This is a genomic window from Kitasatospora sp. YST-16, from assembly GCF_026802215.1.
GTDB classification, from domain to species: domain Bacteria; phylum Actinomycetota; class Actinomycetes; order Streptomycetales; family Streptomycetaceae; genus Kitasatospora; species Kitasatospora cineracea.
The window spans coordinates 6,202,247-6,220,833 of the sequence record NZ_CP113837.1 but is presented as its reverse complement, the minus strand read 5'-3'; the positions used below and the strand labels follow the sequence as shown (position 1 = coordinate 6,220,833).

17 protein-coding genes are annotated in these 18,587 nt (G+C 75.6%); 10 read left to right on the top strand and 7 right to left on the bottom strand.

What is annotated here, in order from left to right:
* The first annotated feature begins 49 nt into the window (after positions 1-49).
* On the top strand, positions 50-520 hold the full coding sequence (locus tag OU787_RS28035; RefSeq protein ID WP_051817400.1) for a hypothetical protein: 471 nt from the start codon (positions 50-52) through the stop codon (positions 518-520).
* On the opposite strand, the gene OU787_RS28030 is transcribed toward OU787_RS28035, so the two are convergent.
* A complete protein-coding gene (locus OU787_RS28030; protein ID WP_051817401.1) occupies positions 481-1,449 on the bottom strand; it encodes a DMT family transporter in 969 nt (322 codons plus the stop codon). The two genes, OU787_RS28035 and OU787_RS28030, sit on opposite strands and share 40 nt — an antisense overlap.
* Before the next feature lie 57 nt (positions 1,450-1,506).
* Between OU787_RS28030 and OU787_RS28025 the strand changes: the two genes are divergently transcribed.
* Positions 1,507-2,934, top strand: coding sequence for an aminotransferase-like domain-containing protein (locus OU787_RS28025; RefSeq protein ID WP_030462527.1), 1,428 nt, complete (start codon positions 1,507-1,509; stop codon positions 2,932-2,934).
* A gap of 7 nt (positions 2,935-2,941) precedes the next feature.
* Here the strand turns inward: OU787_RS28025 and OU787_RS28020 are convergent, their stop codons facing one another.
* Positions 2,942-3,790, bottom strand: coding sequence for a DMT family transporter (locus OU787_RS28020; protein ID WP_030462528.1), 849 nt, complete (start codon positions 3,788-3,790; stop codon positions 2,942-2,944).
* Between the two features lie 252 nt (positions 3,791-4,042).
* On the opposite strand from OU787_RS28020, the gene OU787_RS28015 reads away from it, so the two are divergent.
* The 4 genes from OU787_RS28015 (at position 4,043) to OU787_RS28000 (ending at position 7,355) form a co-directional block, all read left to right on the top strand.
* Positions 4,043-4,975, top strand: a complete 933-nt coding sequence (locus OU787_RS28015; RefSeq protein ID WP_030464002.1) for a 1-phosphofructokinase family hexose kinase — start codon at positions 4,043-4,045, stop codon at positions 4,973-4,975.
* A 145-nt stretch (positions 4,976-5,120) separates the two neighbouring features.
* Positions 5,121-5,816 carry an alpha/beta hydrolase gene (locus OU787_RS28010; protein WP_035957377.1) on the top strand — a complete coding sequence of 232 codons (696 nt, stop codon included), beginning with the start codon at positions 5,121-5,123 and terminating at the stop codon, positions 5,814-5,816.
* 351 nt (positions 5,817-6,167) lie between these two features.
* Positions 6,168-6,305, top strand: a complete 138-nt coding sequence (locus OU787_RS28005) for a hypothetical protein (protein WP_232795221.1) — start codon at positions 6,168-6,170, stop codon at positions 6,303-6,305.
* 105 nt (positions 6,306-6,410) lie between these two features.
* On the top strand, positions 6,411-7,355 hold the full coding sequence (locus OU787_RS28000; protein WP_030464004.1) for an ROK family protein: 945 nt from the start codon (positions 6,411-6,413) through the stop codon (positions 7,353-7,355).
* Between the two features lie 94 nt (positions 7,356-7,449).
* Here OU787_RS28000 and OU787_RS27995 read toward each other — a convergent pair whose 3' ends face one another.
* A complete protein-coding gene (locus OU787_RS27995; RefSeq protein ID WP_157852578.1) occupies positions 7,450-8,400 on the bottom strand; it encodes a hypothetical protein in 951 nt (316 codons plus the stop codon).
* Positions 8,401-8,640: 240 nt separating this feature from the next.
* Here OU787_RS27995 and OU787_RS27990 point away from each other — a divergent pair, with 240 nt between their 5' ends.
* Both OU787_RS27990 and OU787_RS27985 read left to right on the top strand, forming a co-directional pair.
* Positions 8,641-9,480 (top strand): helix-turn-helix domain-containing protein, encoded by an 840-nt coding sequence (locus OU787_RS27990; protein WP_030464006.1) that lies wholly within the window; start codon positions 8,641-8,643, stop codon positions 9,478-9,480.
* A 134-nt stretch (positions 9,481-9,614) separates the two neighbouring features.
* Positions 9,615-10,334 carry a class I SAM-dependent methyltransferase gene (locus tag OU787_RS27985; protein WP_035957379.1) on the top strand — a complete coding sequence of 240 codons (720 nt, stop codon included), beginning with the start codon at positions 9,615-9,617 and terminating at the stop codon, positions 10,332-10,334.
* A gap of 85 nt (positions 10,335-10,419) precedes the next feature.
* On the opposite strand, the gene OU787_RS27980 is transcribed toward OU787_RS27985, so the two are convergent.
* Both OU787_RS27980 and OU787_RS27975 read right to left on the bottom strand, forming a co-directional pair.
* Positions 10,420-11,412, bottom strand: coding sequence for a YdcF family protein (locus OU787_RS27980; protein WP_030464008.1), 993 nt, complete (start codon positions 11,410-11,412; stop codon positions 10,420-10,422).
* Positions 11,413-11,590: 178 nt separating this feature from the next.
* Positions 11,591-13,654, bottom strand: coding sequence for an MDR family MFS transporter (locus tag OU787_RS27975; protein WP_030464009.1), 2,064 nt, complete (start codon positions 13,652-13,654; stop codon positions 11,591-11,593).
* A gap of 110 nt (positions 13,655-13,764) precedes the next feature.
* Here OU787_RS27975 and OU787_RS27970 point away from each other — a divergent pair, with 110 nt between their 5' ends.
* Positions 13,765-14,292 (top strand): SigE family RNA polymerase sigma factor, encoded by a 528-nt coding sequence (locus tag OU787_RS27970; RefSeq protein WP_030464010.1) that lies wholly within the window; start codon positions 13,765-13,767, stop codon positions 14,290-14,292.
* 65 nt (positions 14,293-14,357) lie between these two features.
* Positions 14,358-15,557, top strand: a complete 1,200-nt coding sequence (locus OU787_RS27965; RefSeq protein ID WP_030464011.1) for a hypothetical protein — start codon at positions 14,358-14,360, stop codon at positions 15,555-15,557.
* Positions 15,558-15,581: 24 nt separating this feature from the next.
* Here the strand turns inward: OU787_RS27965 and OU787_RS27960 are convergent, their stop codons facing one another.
* A complete protein-coding gene (locus tag OU787_RS27960) occupies positions 15,582-17,204 on the bottom strand; it encodes a serine/threonine-protein kinase (protein ID WP_051818022.1) in 1,623 nt (540 codons plus the stop codon).
* Positions 17,205-17,615: 411 nt separating this feature from the next.
* Positions 17,616-18,539 carry a helix-turn-helix domain-containing protein gene (locus OU787_RS27955; RefSeq protein ID WP_107066592.1) on the bottom strand — a complete coding sequence of 308 codons (924 nt, stop codon included), beginning with the start codon at positions 18,537-18,539 and terminating at the stop codon, positions 17,616-17,618.
* Positions 18,540-18,587 lie beyond the last annotated feature (48 nt).

Genomic DNA, 18,587 nt, shown 5'->3' with positions numbered 1-18,587 from the left:
GGCCTCCCGAGCGTCCGGCCTCCCGGCCCTCCGGCCTCCCGACCGCCCCGTGCGCTACGCCTTCTTCCGCGCCCCCGGCCCGGCCGCCGTCCTGGCGGCCTTCGCGGCCGGACCGGCCCGGCACGATCCGGCCGCCGCCTTCGACACCCGGTACCCGTCGGGGGCGGGGGCCGGCGACGTCCTCGAACTGCTCGACGAACTGCTCCTCCCGCTCCCGGACACCGGCCTGGTCGAGCGCACCGTCTGGCCGCCCACCACCCGGCCGCCCACCTGTTTCGCCGTCCCCGGCGACCCGTGGACCACCGGCCCCTGGGCCCACCAGCTCTCCCCCGCCGCCCGCGACCTCCTCGCCCGCTCGCCCGCCGGGGTCCTGCGGGCGCTGCGCCCCTACGGCCAGGCCCCGCCCGCCGCCGCGCTCGCCGTCCTGCCCGTCCTGGCCGCCCTGGCCCGCCGCGCGGCCGCCGCCGGGGAGCAGCTCTACTACTGGCTGGACGCCCCGCCCCCGTCCCCGCCGGACTGACCTCGACTCTTTCCCGTCCCCTTCCCGGCCCGCTGGGTCGCCGCGATGCAGGCGACCACCGCCAGCGCGGTGGGCACGGCGGTGGCGGGCAGCGTCTCGGCGAGCAGCAGGACCGCCCAGCAGAGCGTCAACAGGGGCTGGGCGAGCTGGAGTTGGCTGGCGCGGGGCACGCCGATCGCGGCCATGCCCCGGTACCAGACGACGAAGCCGCCGAACTGCGAGACCGCCGCCAGGTAGGCGAGGCCGGTGAGGCCGTGCCAGTTCCCGTGCACGGGTTCGGCGGTCAGCGCGAGCGCGCCGGTGAGGGCGTTGACGGGCAGCGCGGCGACCACGCCCCAGCCGATGACCTGCCAGCCGGGCAGGTCCCGGGCGAGGCGGCCGCCCTCCGCGTAGCCGAACGCGCAGACCAGCAGCGCCCCGAACAGGTAGAGGTCGGCGGTGGTCAGTCCCGCGCCGCCGCTCTGCTGGACGGTGAAGGCGAGGACGACGGCGGCCCCGGCGAGCGCGGCGAGCCAGAACGCGCGCGGCGGACGGGCCCCGGCCCGCAGCCCGCCGACCCGCAGCGCGCCGACGGCGGCGGTGGCCAGCGGCAGCAGGCCGATGACGACCGCGGAGTGCGCGGTGGAGGAGAGCCGCAGCGCGAGCGTGGAGAGCAGCGGGAAGCCGACCGCGCAGCCCACCGCGACGGCCGCCAGCCCCGGCCAGGCCGAGCGGGGCGGGACGCGGGCACCGGCGGCCAGCAGGCAGACCCCGGCGAGCAGCCCGGCGAAGGTGCCGCGCAGGCCGGTGACCGTCCACGGCCCGAAGCCCTCCAGGGCCCAGGCGGTGGCGGGGAAGCTGAACGAGAAGGCGAACACCCCGAGGGCGGCCTGGGCGGTGCCGCCGACCGCTATCGGGCGGAGCATGGTAGCGCTATCGTGTGCTGACATACAGGACGGTAGCAGTTGCCGCCCGCCCGCCGGAAGCATCCCTGAGAGGTAGGGCCGATGACCGTCCAGGAGCTCACCGACGTACTGCGCAGCACGGTGTTGCGCTACTCCCCGGGCGAGCGGATCCCCAGTAGCAGGGAGCTGGTGGAGCGCTACCGGGTCAGTCCGGTGTCGGTGTCCCGGGCGATCCGGGAGCTGGTCGCGGAGGGCGTGGTGGTGTCCCGGCCGGGGGCGGGGGTGTTCCGGGCCGAGCCGCGGCCGGGGCCCGCCGCGCGGGGGGACTTCTCCTGGCAGGAGGTGGCGCTCAGCGCGGAGGCGGGGGCGCCGCCCGCCCGGGTGGTGGACGCCTCGGGGGTGCTGGCGGCGCTCGCGCTGGCCCCGCCGGAGGTGGTCGACCTGAACAGCGGCTACCCGCACGCCTCGCTGTTGCCGGAGCGGGCGCTGGCCGGCGCGCTGGCCCGGGCCGCCCGGCGGCCCGGCGCGTGGGGGCGGCCGCCGCTGGAGGGGCTGCCGGAGCTGCGCGGCTGGTTCGCCCGCGAGGCGGGCGGCGGGGTGACGGCGGCGGAGGTGCTGATCACCGCGGGCGGGCAGAGCGCGTTGACCTGCGCGCTGCGTTCGCTGGCCCCGCCGGGCGCGCCGGTGCTGGTCGAATCCCCCACCTACCCGGGCCTGTTGGCGATCGCCCGGGCGGCCGGCCTGCGCCCGGTGCCGGTGCCGGTGGACGCGGACGGGGTGATCCCGGAGCGGCTGGACGAGGCGTTCGCGGTGTCGGGGGCGCGGCTGTTCGTCTGCCAGCCGCTGTTCCAGAACCCGACCGGCACCGTTCTGCCCGCGGGGCGGCGGCGGGCGGTGCTGGCGGCCGCGAAGCGGGCGGGGGCGTTCGTGGTGGAGGACGACTTCGCCCGGCTGCTGGCCCACCCCGGCGCGGGCGAGTTGCCCGCGCCGCTGGTCGCCGACGACCCGGACGGCACCGTGGTGCACGTCCGCTCGCTGACCAAGGCGGCCTCGCCGAGCCTGCGGGTGGGCGCGCTGGTGGCCCGCGGACCGGCGCTGGCCCGGCTGCGCTCGGTCCAGGCGGTGGACTCGTTCTTCGTTCCCCGGCCGCTCCAGGAGGCCGCCCTCGAACTGGTCACCTCCGCCGACTGGCCGCGCCACCTGCGCGCGCTGGCCCGGGAGTTGGCCGACCGGCAGCAGCTGTTCGCCGCCGCCCTGGCCCAGCGCGCCCCGGCCCTGCTGCCGCCGCTGCTCCCCCGCGGCGGGTTCCACCTGTGGCTGCCGCTGCCCGCCCAGCTCGACCCGGCGGCGTTCACCGCCGCCGCGCTGCGCCACGGCGTCGCCCTCTCCCCGGGCCGGAACTACTTCACCGCCGAGCCCGCGCCCCGCACCCGGGTCAGTCTCGCGGCCGCCGAGACCCGGGCCCAACTCGCCACCGCCGTCGACCGGTTGGCCGCCGCGCTGGAATCGCTCGACCTACCGCCGTCCTGACGGGCAGTCAGTGCGCGAGCTCCAGCAGCGCGATGCCGGCCAGCACGGTGGCGCTGGCGGCCAGCCGCAGGGTGCCGAGGCGTTCGCGCAGCACCAGGGTCCCGATCAGGGCGGCGATGACGATGGAGGTCTCGCGCAGCGCCGCGATGGCGGGCAGGTCGCCGACGGTCTGCGCCCAGACCACCAGCCCGTACGCGGTGAGCGACATCAGCCCGCCGCCGAGCCCGACCACGGGGTTCGCCCGCAGGGCGGGCAGCAGGGTGCGGCGGCGGACGGCGGCCACCGCGACGAGCACCGCCAGGCCCTGCAGGACGAACATCCAGGCGATGTACCCGGCGGCCGAGTCCGCGGCCCGGACCCCGCCCGCGTCCACCACGGTGTAGCCCGCGATCAGCACACCGTTGCCCAACGCGGCCCCGATCGCCGGGAGTTGCCCCCGCCCGGGGAGGCCGCCGACCAGCGCCAGCCCGGCCAGGCCGAGTGAGATCACCGCGACGGCGGCGAGCTGTCCGGCGGGCAGCGGGCGGTGCAGGACGGTGGCGGAGAGCAGGGCGACCACGGCCGGGGAGGTGCCGCGGGCGATCGGGTACAGCTGTCCGAAGTCGCCGAGGCCATAGGCGCGGGCCAGCAGCAGCTGGTAGCCGGTCTGGAGCGCGGCGGAGGCCAGCAGGTAGGGCAGCGCGTCCGCACCGGGCGGCGGGACGAACAGCGCGAGCAGCACGCCGAAGGCCACGAACACCAGGTTCATCTGCGCGATCCCGGCGATCCGGTCGCGCACCCCGTGCACCAGCGCGTTCCACACGGCGTGCAGCAGCGCGGCGGCCAGCACCACGAACGGGACGGCGCCCTGGGTCACCGCTCCCCCCTCCACAGCAGTCGAACCCCGAAAGATGTACAGCCAACTTAGCGCCTGTCATCGCCCCACCCACCCCCGCCCCCGAACGTTCCGCCACCCGTCGACCGGCGTTCGGCCCGCCGACGCCTCGCCACCGCCCCCCACTCATGCTCGAAACTGCGCGAAACCCGATATGATCGCGCAGATTCACTCACACCTCTCGCTGTTCGCCCCGGCCGGCGAACCGCGACGACCACCCTGGGGGCGTCCGCCGTGATCCTCACCGTCACACCCAATCCGGCGCTGGACGTCACCTACACCGTCCCCGGGTTCCGACCGCACACCAGCCACCGGGTCACCGAGGCGGCCGCCCAGGCGGGCGGCAAGGGCGTCAACGTGGCCCGGGTGCTCACCGCACTGGGCCGCCCCGCCCGCTGCGTCCTGCCGCTCGGCGGCCCCACCGGCGACGCCGTCCGCGCCGACCTGGCCGCCGCCGGACTCGACCACGCCGAAGTGCCGATCGGCGGCGACACCCGACGCACCGTCACCATCGCGGACGGCACCGACGCCACCGTCCTCAACGAACCCGGCCCCGCCCTGACCCCCGCCGAATGGGACGCCCTGCTCGACGAGACCGCCCGCCACCTCCCGCAGGCCGCCGTCCTGGTCCTCTCCGGCAGCCTCCCGCCCGGCGCCCCCACCGACGGCTACGGCCAACTCGTCGCCCTGGGACGCCGGTTCGACCTCCCCGTGGTCCTCGACGCGGACGGCCCGGCCCTGCTCGCCGCCCTCCCCGCCCGCCCCACCGTGATCAAACCGAACGCCGCCGAACTCACCGCCGCCACCGGCCTCCCCGACCCCCGCGGCGCCGCCCGGGTCCTGCTCCGCCGCGGCGCCGAATCCGTCCTCGCCTCCCTCGGCCCCGCCGGCCTGCTCGCCGTCGACCCCCACGGCACCTGGCGCTGCGCCCCACCCGCCCCCGTCCCCGGCAACCCCACCGGCGCAGGCGACGCCACCGTCGCCGCCCTGGCCGCCGGCCTCTCCGGCAACGCCGGCTGGCCCGCCATCCTCCCCGACGCCGTAGCCCTCTCCGCCGCCACCGTCCACCACCCCCGCGCCGGCCACTTCCACACCCCCACCTACCACCACCTCCGCGCCACCCTCACCGCCACCCGCCTCGACCACACCACCTCCCTCACCCCCTGACCCCGCACTGACCCGAAGCCGCACCTGCGACACCGGCTTCAGGAGAGCCGTGCTCACCCGAAGCGCATCCGCCGCACCCCGGGAACCTCTCAACTCCCGCTCCTCACCGGCCCGTCCGGGCCCGCCGCATGGCATCGTTCGTCCCGTGACCACGACGACCACCCACGTCTACGGCCCCGAGCGCAAGGCCGTCGACGTCCACCGCCCCGACGGCCCGGCCGGGCCGCGGCCCGTCGTGCTGCTCTGGCACGGCCGCGGGCCCGACGAGCGGGAGGTGCTCGCTCCGTTGGGCCGGGCCGCCGCCGCGCTCGGGGTGCTGGTCGTCGTACCGGACTGGCGCTCCGACGCGGCCGACGGCGGGCGGGGGCACCTGCTGGCCTCGGCCGGATTCGCCCGGGAACTGGCCGGGCCCGCACCGCTGGTGCTGGCCGGGTGGTCGATGGGCGCCCGGGCCGCCGTCGCCGTCGCGCTCGGCCCCGGCGCGTTCGACGGGTTCCGGCCGCACGCGGTGGTGGCGCTGGCGGGCTCGTACGCCACCGCGGCCGCGAGCACCGGGACCGTCCCGCTGGACGACCTGCGCACCGCCGCCCGCGACGTCCCCGTCCACCTGCTGCACGGCACCGCCGACACCGTCGTGCCCGCCGAACGCTCCCGCGATCTGCACGCCGCCCTGCGGGCCCGGTCCCACCCCGCCACCCACCGCGAACTGCCCACCGACCACGCCGGGTTGGTCCTCACCGCCTACTCCCCCGCCGCCGACCGCTGCCTGCCCACCACCGCCCCGCACGCCCTCGCCGCCGGCCGGGCCGCCGCCCAGGCCCTGGCTGCCGCGGCCCGCTGATTGCGGTGCGGGGCGGGCGGATCGCTCGGACGACGGCCGCCATGGTCCTGGACGACCGGGCCGGGCGCGGCGGGCTGATCGGACTCGGTGGCGGCGGGGAGGTGTGGTGCGCGGACAGCGGGGGTGGCGGGCCGGCGCTGGTGCTGCCGCATCCGGGGGTGGGGGATTCGCGGGTGTGGGACGCGGTGCTGCCGGGGCTGCTCGGGCGGTTGCGGGTGGTGCGGTACGACGTGCGCGGGTACGGGCGCGGCTGCGTTCGGTCGCGCCGGCCCGGCCGGCGGAGGACGTGCGCCGGCTCCCCGGCCCGCCGGTGTTCGACCGGCTCGGCGCACTCGCGGGCCTGCCCGCCCGGTGCTGGGCGGCGGCCTGGACCTGCCGCCCGCCGTCGACTGCGCGGAGCGCACCGCCGAGCGGCTGGGCTGCGAACTGCTCCGGCTCCCGGGCCTCGACCGCCTGCTGCCGCTGCGCGCCCCCGCGGAGGTCGCCTGAAGACAGTACGGCGGCCCCCGCCTCCGAGCCGCCGACCTGCGCGTTCCGGTAGCCTGGCCAGTCCGACAAGTCACCCCGAGTCGGACATGTCAGGAGGTGCGCGCCGTGGCTGCCGTCCCGTCCCCGTCGCAGGTGGTGGCCGCCGTGGACCTCGGCGGGACGAAGACCGCCGGTGCGATCGTCACCGGTGGCGGCGAGTTGCTGGCCCGGACCGAGCGGCCGACGGCGGCGGGCGGGGACGCCGAGGCGGTGTTCGCGGGTGTCGCGGGCGTCCTGGACGAGCTCGCCCGGCATCCGGCCTGGCCGGTCGTCACGGCGGTCGGGGTGGGCAGCGCGGGGCCCGTCGACACCGCGGCGGGCACGGTCTCCCCGGTCAACATCCCGTCCTGGCGCGGTTTTCCGCTGGCCCGGCGGATCGCGGAGCGCACCGCGCTGCCGGTGCGCCTGCTGGGCGACGGGGTCGCGCTGGCCGAGGCCGAGCACTGGCTGGGCGCCGCCGCCGGTTACCGTGACGCGCTCTGCATGGTGGTCTCCACCGGTGTCGGCGGCGGCCTGGTGCTGGGCGGCCGGGTCCATCCCGGCCCGAGCGGGAACGCCGGGCACATCGGCCACCTGAGCGTCCAGTGGGACGGCGAGCCCTGCCCGTGCGGCGGGCACGGCTGCCTGGAGGGGCTGGCCAGCGGACCGGCGATCGTCCGCCGCGCCCTCGCCGCCGGCTGGCGTCCCGTCGACGGCACTCCCCGCACCGCCCGCGCGGTCGCCGACGCGGCCCGCGGCGGCGACCGGGCCGCCCGCACCGCCTTCGACCTCGCCGCCCGGGCCCTGGCCGCCGCGATCGCCGGCACCGCCGCCCTGGTCGAGCTCCAGGCCGTGGTGATCGGCGGCGGCGTCGCCCAGTCCGGCCCGCTGCTACTGGACCCGCTCGCCCGCCACCTCCCCGACTACGCCGGCCTGCCCTTCACCCACGGCATCGCCGTCCACCCCGCCCGTTTCGGCCCGGACGCCGGCCTGGTCGGCGCGGCGGCAGCGGCCCTGCGCGCCCAGCGGTGAGAGCCCCGACGGCAGCCCTGCGCGCCCAGCGGTGAGAGCCCCGACGGCAGCCCTGCGCGCCGAGTGGTAAGAGCCCCGGCGGCGGCCTCCGGCCTCACCAGCTCGGGTACTTGCCGTGCCCGATCCGGTAGACCTCGTTCTTGATCCCGGCCGCGGCCGACGCCAGTTTCCGGATCTGGTCGGCCTGGTCGGAGCTGGGCGCGGACAGTCCTGCCGCCGCCACGCTTCCGCTGACGGCCCTCGGCAGGTCGGCCATCGCGGTGGCGATCCGGTCGCGCGACTGCCCCAGCGTCTGGTCGAGTTGGCCGACGGCGCTCGTCACGGACTGCTTCATCCCGTTCACCGCCTGCTCCAGGTTCGCGAATCCGGCGATCACTGCGGCGGTGGTGCGGCGCTGTTCCCAGATCTGGGCGAAGACCGGGTGCATCTGGGCCTCGTAGGTCAGCGAGGCGAGGGCTTCCACGGCCCCGTTGGCGGCGCCCAGGGCGGTCTCCCGGTCCAGTTGCACCGGGAATTCCGAGATCGTCTTCGGGTCCCCGCCGTTCCTCGCGAAATTCTCCAGTTCGAGGGCGTGCTTGGCCGCCTCGCGCCCGATCGAAGAAATTTCGTCGCGGTAGACGCCGACGCAGTGGTAACCGGTTTCGATGGCGGACCAGAAGGGCGAGAAAGCGCCGTTCGCTTTGTGGGTCCGCGCGTTCTGGATCCATCCGTGGCCGTTGTCCAGGTGGCCCGGCGCCCGCTCGAACGCCGCGACCGCCCGCTGCGCGGCGGCGACCGCGGCCCGCGCGGCGCTCTCCCTCCGCTCCGCCGTTTCCCGGACCTCCCGGTCGGCCTCCGCCTTCCGGCTTGCGAGCGCCCTCCGCGCGCGCACCCGGCGCTTGTGCCACGCCCCGATCCCGACCCGGACGAAGAGTCCGGCGATTCCGCCGAGGACGGAAATGAGTCCGGTCAGGGCCGGCTGGTCCTGATAGATCCCGACGAAGAACTTGGAAATGATCCACATCGTGACGGCAATACCCGCCACGACCCCTATCACCCCGAACATCTGGCACCCCTCGAAGCAGAAGATCCGAAAAAATCGGAAAGCGAATCCGCCGGTTCGACCTCCCCCGCCTCGCCCCCGGATGCCCGCATCATAGCGGCACGCTTCCGTTTCCGGAATGCTCCGGAATTGACATGGGGCGGTCACCGGAAGGGCCGTCGCCGCCCGAATTCCGCGCGCCGGGAAAAGGAAGTACCCGGACTTTCCGGTGACCGCCCGCCCGCCCGGCCGTACGCTGAGGTCATGCAGTCGGTCGAGGGGGCGGTCGATCCGCTCGCGTTGTGGGAGATCGCCACTCCGTCGCGCACCTGGCGGCTGCCCGGGGTGGCGATGGCCGGGTTCCGGGCGCGCGGGGCGGCGGATCTGGGGGTGGTGCCGTTCCCGGCGGTGACGTTGGCGATCGATCTGGGGGCGCAGCCGCTGGTGGTCGCGGACGGCGGGCGGCGGGTGGCCGGGAGCGCGGTGGTGGGGCTGGCGCCGGAGGGGTTGCGGGGCGGCGGGCGGGACGTGGTGTGCCTGCAGGTGCGCCTGTCGCCGGTGGTCGCGCACGCGGCGCTGGAGGGCCTGGCGGCGGAGGGCGGCCCGCTGCTGGCCCTGGACGAGCTGTGGGGGCGGGACGCGGCCCGCTGGGAGGAGCGGCTGCGGGCGGCGCCGTCCTGGGAGTCCCGGTTCGGCCTGGTGGCCCGGGCGTTGGCCGCCCGGCTCGCGCAGGGCCGCCGGGTGGATCCGGAAGTCGCGTACGTGTGGGCCGAGTTGACGCGTTCGCACGGGGCGGCGCGGGTGGACGGGCTGGCCGCGGAGGTGGGGTGGAGCCGCAAGCGGCTGTGGTCGCGGTTCCGGGCGCAGGTGGGGCTGTCCCCCAAGCAGGCGGCCCGGCTGGTGCGGTTCGACCACGCGGCGCACCGGTTGGCGGCGGGGCAGCGCCCGGCGGCCGTCGCGGCGGAGGCCGGCTACGCGGACCAGTCGCACCTGCACCGGGAGGTCGCCGATTTCGCCCGGGTGACGCCGTCGGCGGTGGCCCGCGAGCCGTGGCTTTCGGTGGACGGGGTGGCCTGGTCCGCCCCCGGCTACCTGCACGGCTAGCGCCCCGGGAACAGCCGCGCCACGATCGCGGGGCACCCGCAGAACTGCTGCGATCGCGGGGCACCCGCGGAACGGCTGCGGTCGCGGAACATTCGTCCAAGACCGGTCCCGGGCCGGGCGGCGAGACTGCGGGCATGACCGAGAACCTGTTCACGTCCCTGTCCCGGTACGGCGTCGACGCGCCCGGTTTCGTCGCCTCGACCTCCGCGCTCGGCGCGGCCTGCACGCTGGCGGCCGCCGCCCGCCCGTTCCGCGGCCGGGCGGCGGTGGCGGGGCTGGGGGCCGGGCTGCTGGTGCAGGCGGGGGTGTACCTGCACACCACGCTGCACGGCAAGTTCCGGGTGTGGGAGCGGGAGTTGGACGCGCTGGGGCTGCGCGGCGACGAGCGGGCGCTGGACATGGGCTGCGGCCGGGGCATGGTGCTGATCGGAACGGCGCGGCGGCTGCCGCGCGGGCGGGCGGTGGGGGTGGACCTGTGGGCGTCGAAGGACCAGAGCGGCAACACTCCGGACGCGACGCTGGCCAACGCCGTCGCGGCCGGCGTCCGGGACCGGGTCGAGGTGCACACCGCCGACATCACCGGACTGCCGTTCCCCGACGCGGACTTCGACCTGGTCACCTCCGCCCTGGTGCTCCACAACATCCCCACCATGCCTGCCCGGCTGCGCGCCGTGGACGAGGCGCTGCGGGTGCTGCGCCCGGGCGGCCGGCTGCTGGTCGCGGACATCTCCTCGATGGTCCGCCGCTACGCCGCGCACCTGGGCGCGGGCACCGTCCGCGACCTCGGCCCGGCGTACTGGTACGGCGGCCCGTGGCTGCCGGTGTCGATGCTCGAACTCCGCAAGCACGCCTAGAACGAGGACGCCTGGAACGAGGACGTCTGGAACGAGGACGCCTCGGACAAGGACGCTTCGAACAAGGGCTCCTAGAGCAAGGGCTCTAGAAGTTGAGCGACTCGATCACCAGCAGCGCGCCCACCGCGAGGTTGGCCCAGCGGTAGGTGACGAGCACGGCGACGAACTCGCGGATGGTCGCGCTGGGCCAGTAGTACGCGGCGGTGGGCGAGCCGACGACGTGGCCGTTGACGCCCTCGCGGCGGGCGAAGACGGCGGCGCGGAAGGCGTGGAAGTTGTTGGTGACGACGACGCAGCGGTAGTCGGGGTCGGCGGCGGCCATGATCGCGTGGCTGAAACGGAGGTTCTCCTCGGTGGTGCGGGAGCGGTCCTCGCGGATGATCCGGTCGGCGGGGAAGCCCTGTTCGACCAGGTGGTCGGCCATCGCGTGGGACTCGGGGAGCTGTTCGTCGGAGCCCTTGCCGCCGGAGACGACCATCAGCGGGGAGCGGCCGCGGGCGACCTGCCGCTCGTACAGGCGGCGGCCGCGCTCCAGGCGGCTGGCGAGCAGCGGCGGGACGCGGCTGCCGTCGAGCAGGCCGGTGCCGAGGACGACCACGTAGTCGACGTCCTCGCGCGGGGTGAGCCGGCCGTACAGGTAGGCGTAGCCGACGAAGCAGGCGAACAGGAAGGAGAGGTAGCAGGCGAGCAGGAAGACGGTGCGGGCGATCACCACCAGCACCTCGGAGTCGGCCCGGGTCGCGGCCAGCAGCAGGGCGAAGACCGCCAGGATGCCGAGGCCGCACAGCAGGGCGAGCAGGTTGGCGAGGCTGCGGCCCTCCTTGCGGACCATCTTGAGGCCGTTGGCGATGAGCAGCCCCGCGAGGACCAGGCTGCCCAGTGCGGGCGTCAGCACCACCACGATCAGGACGGTCTCGGCGGCGGCCGAGTCGGCCCGGTGGAGGGTGGCGAGCAGCGCGAGGGCGAGCAGGGTGACGGCGAGGCCGAGGCACACGGCGTTGCCGAAACGGCGCCGGTCGCGCAGTACCCCGACGCCGGCCAGCAGCAGGAAGAGGAGCGCGAGGGCGTACAGGAGCATGGCGACAGCCTAGGCAGGAACGGGCCCCGCCCGCCGGTGACCGGGCGGGCGGGGCGGGTGTGCCGGCGTGGTGTCAGCGGCGGGCGGGGCGGGCGTGCCGACGTGGTGTCAGCGGCGGGCGGGGCGGGCGTGCCGACGTGGTGTCAGCGGCGGGCGGGGCGGGTGTGCCGACGTGGTGTCAGCGGCGGCCGGCGAGGGTGCTGCCGAGCACCGGGAGCCCTTCGGCCAGGTCCTCGGCGATCATGCGCTTGGCGATGGCGTCGGCGGCGGCGCGCAGTTCGGCGCTGCGCGGGCGGCCGCGGTCCTCCTCCAGGCGGTGGTTGAGCCAGCCGGACCAGGCGCGGGTGATGGTCGCGGCTTCCTGCTCGCCGGCCGGGGTGTGCTGGTAGAAGCCGTTGTGGGCGTCCAGGAAGCCTTCGACGACCATCCGGTCGAAGACCGGCTGGAGGACCTCCGGGGGGATCCGGCGGCGGGCGGCGATCAGGTTGAGGTTGGCGTGGCCGACGGTGCGGGTGAACAGTTCGACCTGCATGACGGCCCAGGCGCCGGCCACGTCGAGGCGGGTGCCGGAGGAGTTGACGACCTGTCGGGCGGTGTCGAGTCCGGCACTGCCGAGGAGTTTGGCGACGGCGAGTTCGAGGACCCGGGAGGAGTCGCCGGAGGACGGCTGGGCGAAGCCCTCGCCCATGTCGGAGGAGGTGGCCCGGGCGGAGTCGCGGAGCTTGACCTGCTTGAGGAAGAGCGCGACCACGAAGCCGACCAGGGCGACCGGGACGGTCCACAGGAAGACGGTGTGCAGCGAGTCGGCGTACGCCTGGATGACCGGTGCGGCCTGGTCGGCGGGCAGGTCGTGGACGCCGTGCGGGCTCTGCGCGGCGGCGGCGAGCCGCTGCGGGTCGGCGCCGGTGGCCTGGGCGGCCTGGGCGACGCCCGCGGCGAGGTTGGTCTTCAGCGAGTTGGCGTAGATGGTGCCGAACACGGCGGTGCCGAACGAGGAGCCTAGGGTGCGGAAGAAGGTGACGCCGGAGGTGGCGGTGCCCAGGTCGGCGTAGTCGACGGTGTTCTGCACGGCGATGGTGAGCACCTGCATGCACAGGCCGATGCCGGTGCCGAGCACGAACATGTAGAGGCTGGCGAGCCAGGCGCTGGTGCCGACGTCCAGCAGCGAGAGCAGGTAGAGGCCGATGCCCATCACCACCGAGCCGACGATCGGGAAGAGCCGGTACTTGCCGGTCTTGGAGACCACGTTGCCGGAGAAGATCGAGGCGATCAGCAGGCCGAGCACCATCGGCAGGGTGCGCACGCCGGAGACGGTGGCCGAGTCGCCGTCGACGTACTGCAGGAAGGTCGGCAGGAAGGTCAGCGCACCGAGCATGGCGAAGCCGACGATGAAGCTGAGGATCGAGCAGACCGTGAACACCTGGTTGCGGAACAGCCGCATCGGCAGGGTGGGTTCGGCGGCCCGGGTCTCCACCCAGCAGAACAGGGCGAGCGCGACCACGCCGGCCGCGAACAGGCCGATGATCACGGCCGAGCCCCAGGCGTACTCGTTGCCGCCCCAACTGGTGGCCAGGATCAGGGCGCTGGCGCCGATGGCGACCAGCACGATGCCCAGGTAGTCGATGACCGGGCGGGCGGCGGACTTGACCACGGGGATGGTCCGGGCGGCGGCGATCACCACCACGACGGCGATCGGCACGTTCACGTAGAACGCCCAGCGCCAGGACAGGTGGTCGGTGAACAGGCCGCCGAGCAGCGGGCCGATCACCGTGGCGACGCCGAACACCGCGCCGATCGCGCCCTGGTACTTGCCGCGCTCGCGCAGCGGGATGACGTCGGCGATCAGCGCCATCGAGGTGACCATCAGGCCACCGGCGCCGACGCCCTGGACGGCGCGCCAGATGATCAGCAGCAGCATGTTGGTGGACAGGCCGCACAGGAACGAGCCGATGATGAAGACGACCGTGGAGACCTGGAAGACGATCTTGCGGCCGAACAGGTCGCCCATCTTGCCGACCAGCGCCGTGGTGACGGTCTCCGCCAGCAGGTAGGAGGTCACCACCCAGGACATGTGGGAGGCGCCGCCGAGGTCCGCCACGATGGTGGGCAGCGCGGTGCCGACGATGGTCTGGTCGAGGGCGGCCAGCAGCATGCCCAGCACGATGGTGCCGAACACGACGTTCCGCTGCCGCCGGTCGAGGACGGGCGGGGCTGCCTGGCTGACTTCGCTGGAGGTGGTCACCCTGGCATCGTCACACTTCGTCCCGCTTTGTCCGGCTCGACACCCCGTGCCACCCGAGCATGATCAGCCGATGGTGCGACAAGAAGACCGGCCTGTCGCGTTAGAGGGGCATGGAGAGCCCGACGAAGACCGGCACCGACGGCAACCCCCCGGACTTCCGGGACTTCGCCGCCGCCCGCGCCCGCCACCTGGTCCGCACCGCGTACCTGCTGACCGGCGGCGACGCCCACCTCGCGGAGGACCTCGCCCAGGAGGCGCTCGGCAAGCTGTACGGGAGCTGGCGCCGGGTCTCCCGGATGGAGAACCCCGCCGGGTACGCCCGCACCGTCCTGGTCAACACCTTCCTCAGCCACCGGCGCCGGCGCAGCAGCAGCGAGCACGTCACCGACACCTTCGCCGAGACCCCCGCCCCCGGGCCCGACCCGACGCTGCGGATCGCCCTGCTCGACGCGCTCGCCGAACTCCCGCAGCAGGACCGGGCCGTGCTCATCCTGCGCTACTGGGAGGACCTCGGCGTCGAGGAGACCGCCACCGCGCTGCGGATGACCTCCAGCGCCGTCCGCTCCCGCGCCTCCCGCGCGCTGAGCCGGCTGCGCACCCGCCTCGGCGACCAGCTCGACGACCTCGCCCGTCCCTGACCCGCCGCCCGCGCGCCTCCTCCCGTCCCTGACCCCGCCCTCACCGCACGCCACGGAGCCCCGCCATGCCTTCGCCCTCCGAAGAGGACTTCGCCCGCGCCCTGCGGGCCGGCGCCGAACTGGCGCCCGCCGTGCCCGTCGACGAGTTCGCGCTGCGCGCCGAGCACCGCGGCCGCCGCCGCGTCCTGCGCCGCCGCGCCGGCATCGCCTCGGCCGTCGCCCTGGTGGTCGCCGCCGGATTCGTCCCCACCCTGCTGCCCGAGCACCGCGGCGGCACCGCCCCGGTCTCGCCGCCGCCCCGGGTCGACGGCGCGTTCATGCTCGACACCCTGACCGGCCTGCTGCCCCCGGACGGCACCGTCAGCGGCGGACAGGGCACCGGCACCGACCAGCGCGGCCCCGGCCAGCCCCCGCAGGCGTACCTCGACTACACCGACAGCCGCGGCAACAAGGTCCAACTCGCCCTCACCGTCGACGTGGTGGCCGCCCCGGTCACCCGCGACGCCCAGCGCCTGCTCTGCTACGAACCGGTCGTCCCCGGCGACGCCACCTGCGACCCCGCCACCCGCCCGGACGGCTCCGCCCTGCTGACCACCTCCTACGGCAGCCCCGGCTCCGACGAGTTCGACCTCAACGTGGTGCACACCCTGCCCAACGGCCGCCAGGTCCAGGTCCAGGAACGCGCCGCGGACCGCTCCGCCCGTCAACTCCCGCTGGACGCCGCCGCGTTGACCGCCATCGTGTCCGCCCCGCAGTGGCAGCGGGTGTTCGACAGCCTGGGCACCGCCCCCACCCGCCCCCCGGCCCGGCCCGCCCCCGCCGGCGACCGGATGCTCGCCACCCTGACCCCGCTGCTCGACGGCGTCCACCTGGACACCGGCCGCACCGCCACCGACCTGCCCGGCCGGATCCGGGTCGACGTCTCGGCCGACGGCCGCACCAGCACCCTGCTGCTCACCGTCACCCCCGGCTGGCGCCGCAGCTACCCCGCCGACCCCACCGCCTCCTTCCCCACCCTGCACACCATCGGCTCCTTCGACCGCCGCCCCGACGGCACCATGGTGAACACCACCCCGCTCGGCAGCACCCAGTCCCCGTCCAGCGGCGGCTACCTCGCCGACGCCCTGCTCCCCGACGGCACCCGGGTGAGCATCCGGCTCTGGAACGCCACCACCGACCGGGCCGGCGCCCAGCCCGGCACCCCCGTCCTGACCCTCGACCAGCTGTCCGCCTTGGTCACCGCCCACGTCTGGAGCATGATCTGACCCGGCCGCCCGACCGCCCGGCCGCTAGGAACTGCGCTTCATGTCGCCGGAGAAACCCTGCTGGACGTAGTGCAGGGAGCCGTCCTCGTTCGGGGTGAGGACGGCGTCCCCGGCGATCGGGCTGCACCCCGCGCTGACGGTCTCGGGCAGGTTCCGGGCCACCAGCCGGGACTCGGTCGCGGCGACCAGCGCCGCCTCGTTGGTGCACACCACCTGGTGGGTGCCGAGGCCGCCGTCGGTCTCCACGTAGGCGACCGGGTCGCCGACCGCGCCCTGGTGCAGGGTGAACCGGATGACGACCTTCGAACCGTTCGAGGACCGGGCCGTCCCCTCGAAGGTGCCCAGGAACGCGTCCGCGACGGCGTCCGCGCCGTCGGCCGTGTCGGAGGGCGAGGGCGAGGGCGACGGCGGGGCCTCGGTGTCCCCGTCGGTGCTCCCGGTGCTCCCGGTGCTTTCCGTGGTGGTGGGCCCGGGGGTGGGGGAGGTGCCGTCCGAGGCCCGCCCGTGCCCGCCCGGGCCGCCCGTCGCCGCCCACACGCCCAGGCCCGCCAGCGCCGCGGCGACGACACCGGTGACCACCAGCGGCACCACCCGGCGCCGGGCCGGCGGCTGCACGGCCGGGTACGGGTACGGTCCCGGACCCGGCGGGGTGGGCCCGTACGACGGCGGGGGCGGGCCGAACGACGCGGGCCCCGGGTGCGGGACGGTGGGCGCCGTCGCCGGAGGCGCCTGCGTCGGGGCGGCGAGGACGGTGGGCGGCGGCCCCGGGTCGGGGCGCGACTCCAGGTCCAGCAGCGCGACGGCCATCCGCGCCACCTCCTCGGACACCGCGCCGGGCAGCCAGCCCCGCTCGCCGAGCCGGGTCAGCCCCGCGGCGCTGCGCGCCAGCCGCTCCCGGAGCGCGGCCGGGGTCGGCCGGCGCTCCGGCTCCTTGTCCAGGCAGTCCCGCACCAGGGCGAGCAACTCGCCGTCCAGGCCGTCGAGTTGCGGCTCCTCGTGGACGATCCGGTAGAGCAGCCCGGCCGCGCTGTCCTGCTCCCCGAACGGGGCGCGCCCGGTGGCCGCGACGACCAGCACCGCGCCGAGCCCGAACACGTCGCAGGCCGGTCCGGCGGGAAGGCCCCGGGCCTGCTCGGGCGACATGAAGCCCGGCGAGCCGACCACGTACCCGGACCTGGTCAGCGCGGAGGTCGCGTCCAGCGCCCGGGCGATGCCGAAGTCGATCAGCCGCGGCCCGTCCAGCGCCAGCAGCACGTTCGACGGCTTGACGTCCCGGTGGACCAGCCCCAGCCCGTGCACGGCTTCCAACGCGTCGGCCAGGCCCGCGCCCAGCGCCCGCACCGTGTCCGGCGGCAGCGCGCCGAACCGCCGCACCGCCTCCGCCAGCGAGGGCCCCGCGACGTAGCCGGTGGCCACCCACGGCTGCGGCCCCTCCGTGTCGGCGTCCAGCACCGGCGCGGTCCACCGCCCGCCGACCCGCCGCGCCGCGGCCACCTCCTGCCGGAACCGCTGCCGGAACTCCCGGTCCGCGGCGAACTCCTGACGGACCGTCTTCACCGCCACCGTCCGCCCGCCCGCCGTCCGACCGAGGAACACCTCCCCCATCCCGCCGGCCCCCAGCCGCCCGAGCAGCCGGTACGGCCCCACGGCATGCGGATCGCCATCGCCGAGAGTCTCCAACGTTCCGCGCTCCTAGGCCACGTGCCGAACCATCAGGAAGCCCCCGGCACCACACACGGGATCTTCACGACGCACCCTAGGGCCTCCGCCACCCCCGCCGACACACCTCCCCCACTTCCGGACCGGATCGGAACCTCCCGGTTACTCCCCCACAACACACCCCGCCCCCGAGGAACCCCACACCCCACCCACCCCCGCACCGATCCCACCCCCACCGGAAACGCCCTCACCCCACCTGCGACAACTTCCCCTCCCGCCCCCGCACCGCTTCTCCCCCACCTCCCTCACCCCCGCCGGAGGCGCCCTCACTCCGCCAGCGGCAACTCCCCCTCCCGCTCCCCGCACTGCTTCTCCCCCTCGCCCCCGCCGGAGGCACTCTCACCCCACCTGCGGCACCTCCCCTCCCACCCCCCGCACCGCCGTGCGGAAGGCGATCGGGGTGGTGCCGGTGCGTTGGTGGAAGAACTTGGCGAAGTTGGCGGCGTCGGCGAAGCCGAGGTGGTCGGCGATCCGGGCGGCGGAGCTCTCGCTGTGGGCGAGCAGGCGTTTGGCCTCGAGGACGACCCGGCGGTCGACGAACTCCTTGGCGCCGACGCCTGCCGCGGCGATCGTCGCGCGGGAGAGCGTGCGCGGGGAGTAGCCGAGGAGCCTGGCGTAGTCCTCGACCCGGCGGGTGCGGGTGAAGTGGTGTTCGACGGCCTGCCGGAAGCGCCGGTAGGTCTCGCCGGGTTCGGTCGCGGTGCTGCCGCACGGCACGGCCGGGTTGGCGAGGCGCAGCAGGAGCGCGGCGAGCAGGTGGCGCAGCAGGGCGTGGTGGATGTCGGCGGGCAGGTCCGCGCCGGAGGCGTACTCGCGGTGGAGGTGGCGGACGGCGTGCCGGAGCGCTTCCCGGTCGGTGCCGTCGGTGTGCAGGACGGCGGCGGCGAAGGGGTCGTCGAGCCGGGCGGCGGCGACCGTGGCCGGGTCGGGGAAGCCGGGTTCGAAGAGGACCAGGGTGCCGTCCGCGTCGCCGAGTTCGCCCCACTGCTGGACCTGGCCGGGCCGGACCCACAGCCAGCTGCCGGGTTCGACGGTGTGCGCGGTGAAGTCGACGGTGTGGCGCAGGCTGCCGCGTTCGAGGGTGAGCAGGTGGTGGAAGGCGGGGCGCTGGGGGCGGTGGAAGTCGCCGTCGGTGGCGGCGGCCCGGCGGGCGCGCAGTTCGGCGAGGGTCAGGACTTCGACGCCGGCCGGTGCGCCGGGTGGCGCGGTGAACGGGACCTCGGGGATCGCCGTCCCGGACGCCTGGGGTTGGTTCGCTCGCATGGTCACCACATCCGCTGCCAGGCTACCTCCGGTTGATCTTCTTCCGGG

Coding starts and splice junctions, on each gene's coding strand:
- OU787_RS27995 (WP_157852578.1), bottom strand. CDS start 8,400: ATGTTCGGGGTGATAGGGGTCGTGGCGGGTATTGCCGTCACGATGTGG.
- OU787_RS27985 (WP_035957379.1), top strand. CDS start 9,615: ATGACCGAGAACCTGTTCACGTCCCTGTCCCGGTACGGCGTCGACGCG.
- OU787_RS27970 (WP_030464010.1), top strand. CDS start 13,765: ATGGAGAGCCCGACGAAGACCGGCACCGACGGCAACCCCCCGGACTTC.
- OU787_RS27980 (WP_030464008.1), bottom strand. CDS start 11,412: ATGCTCCTGTACGCCCTCGCGCTCCTCTTCCTGCTGCTGGCCGGCGTC.
- OU787_RS28030 (WP_051817401.1), bottom strand. CDS start 1,449: ATGTCAGCACACGATAGCGCTACCATGCTCCGCCCGATAGCGGTCGGC.
- OU787_RS27965 (WP_030464011.1), top strand. CDS start 14,358: ATGCCTTCGCCCTCCGAAGAGGACTTCGCCCGCGCCCTGCGGGCCGGC.
- OU787_RS27990 (WP_030464006.1), top strand. CDS start 8,641: ATGCAGTCGGTCGAGGGGGCGGTCGATCCGCTCGCGTTGTGGGAGATC.
- OU787_RS27955 (WP_107066592.1), bottom strand. CDS start 18,539: ATGCGAGCGAACCAACCCCAGGCGTCCGGGACGGCGATCCCCGAGGTC.
- OU787_RS28025 (WP_030462527.1), top strand. CDS start 1,507: ATGACCGTCCAGGAGCTCACCGACGTACTGCGCAGCACGGTGTTGCGC.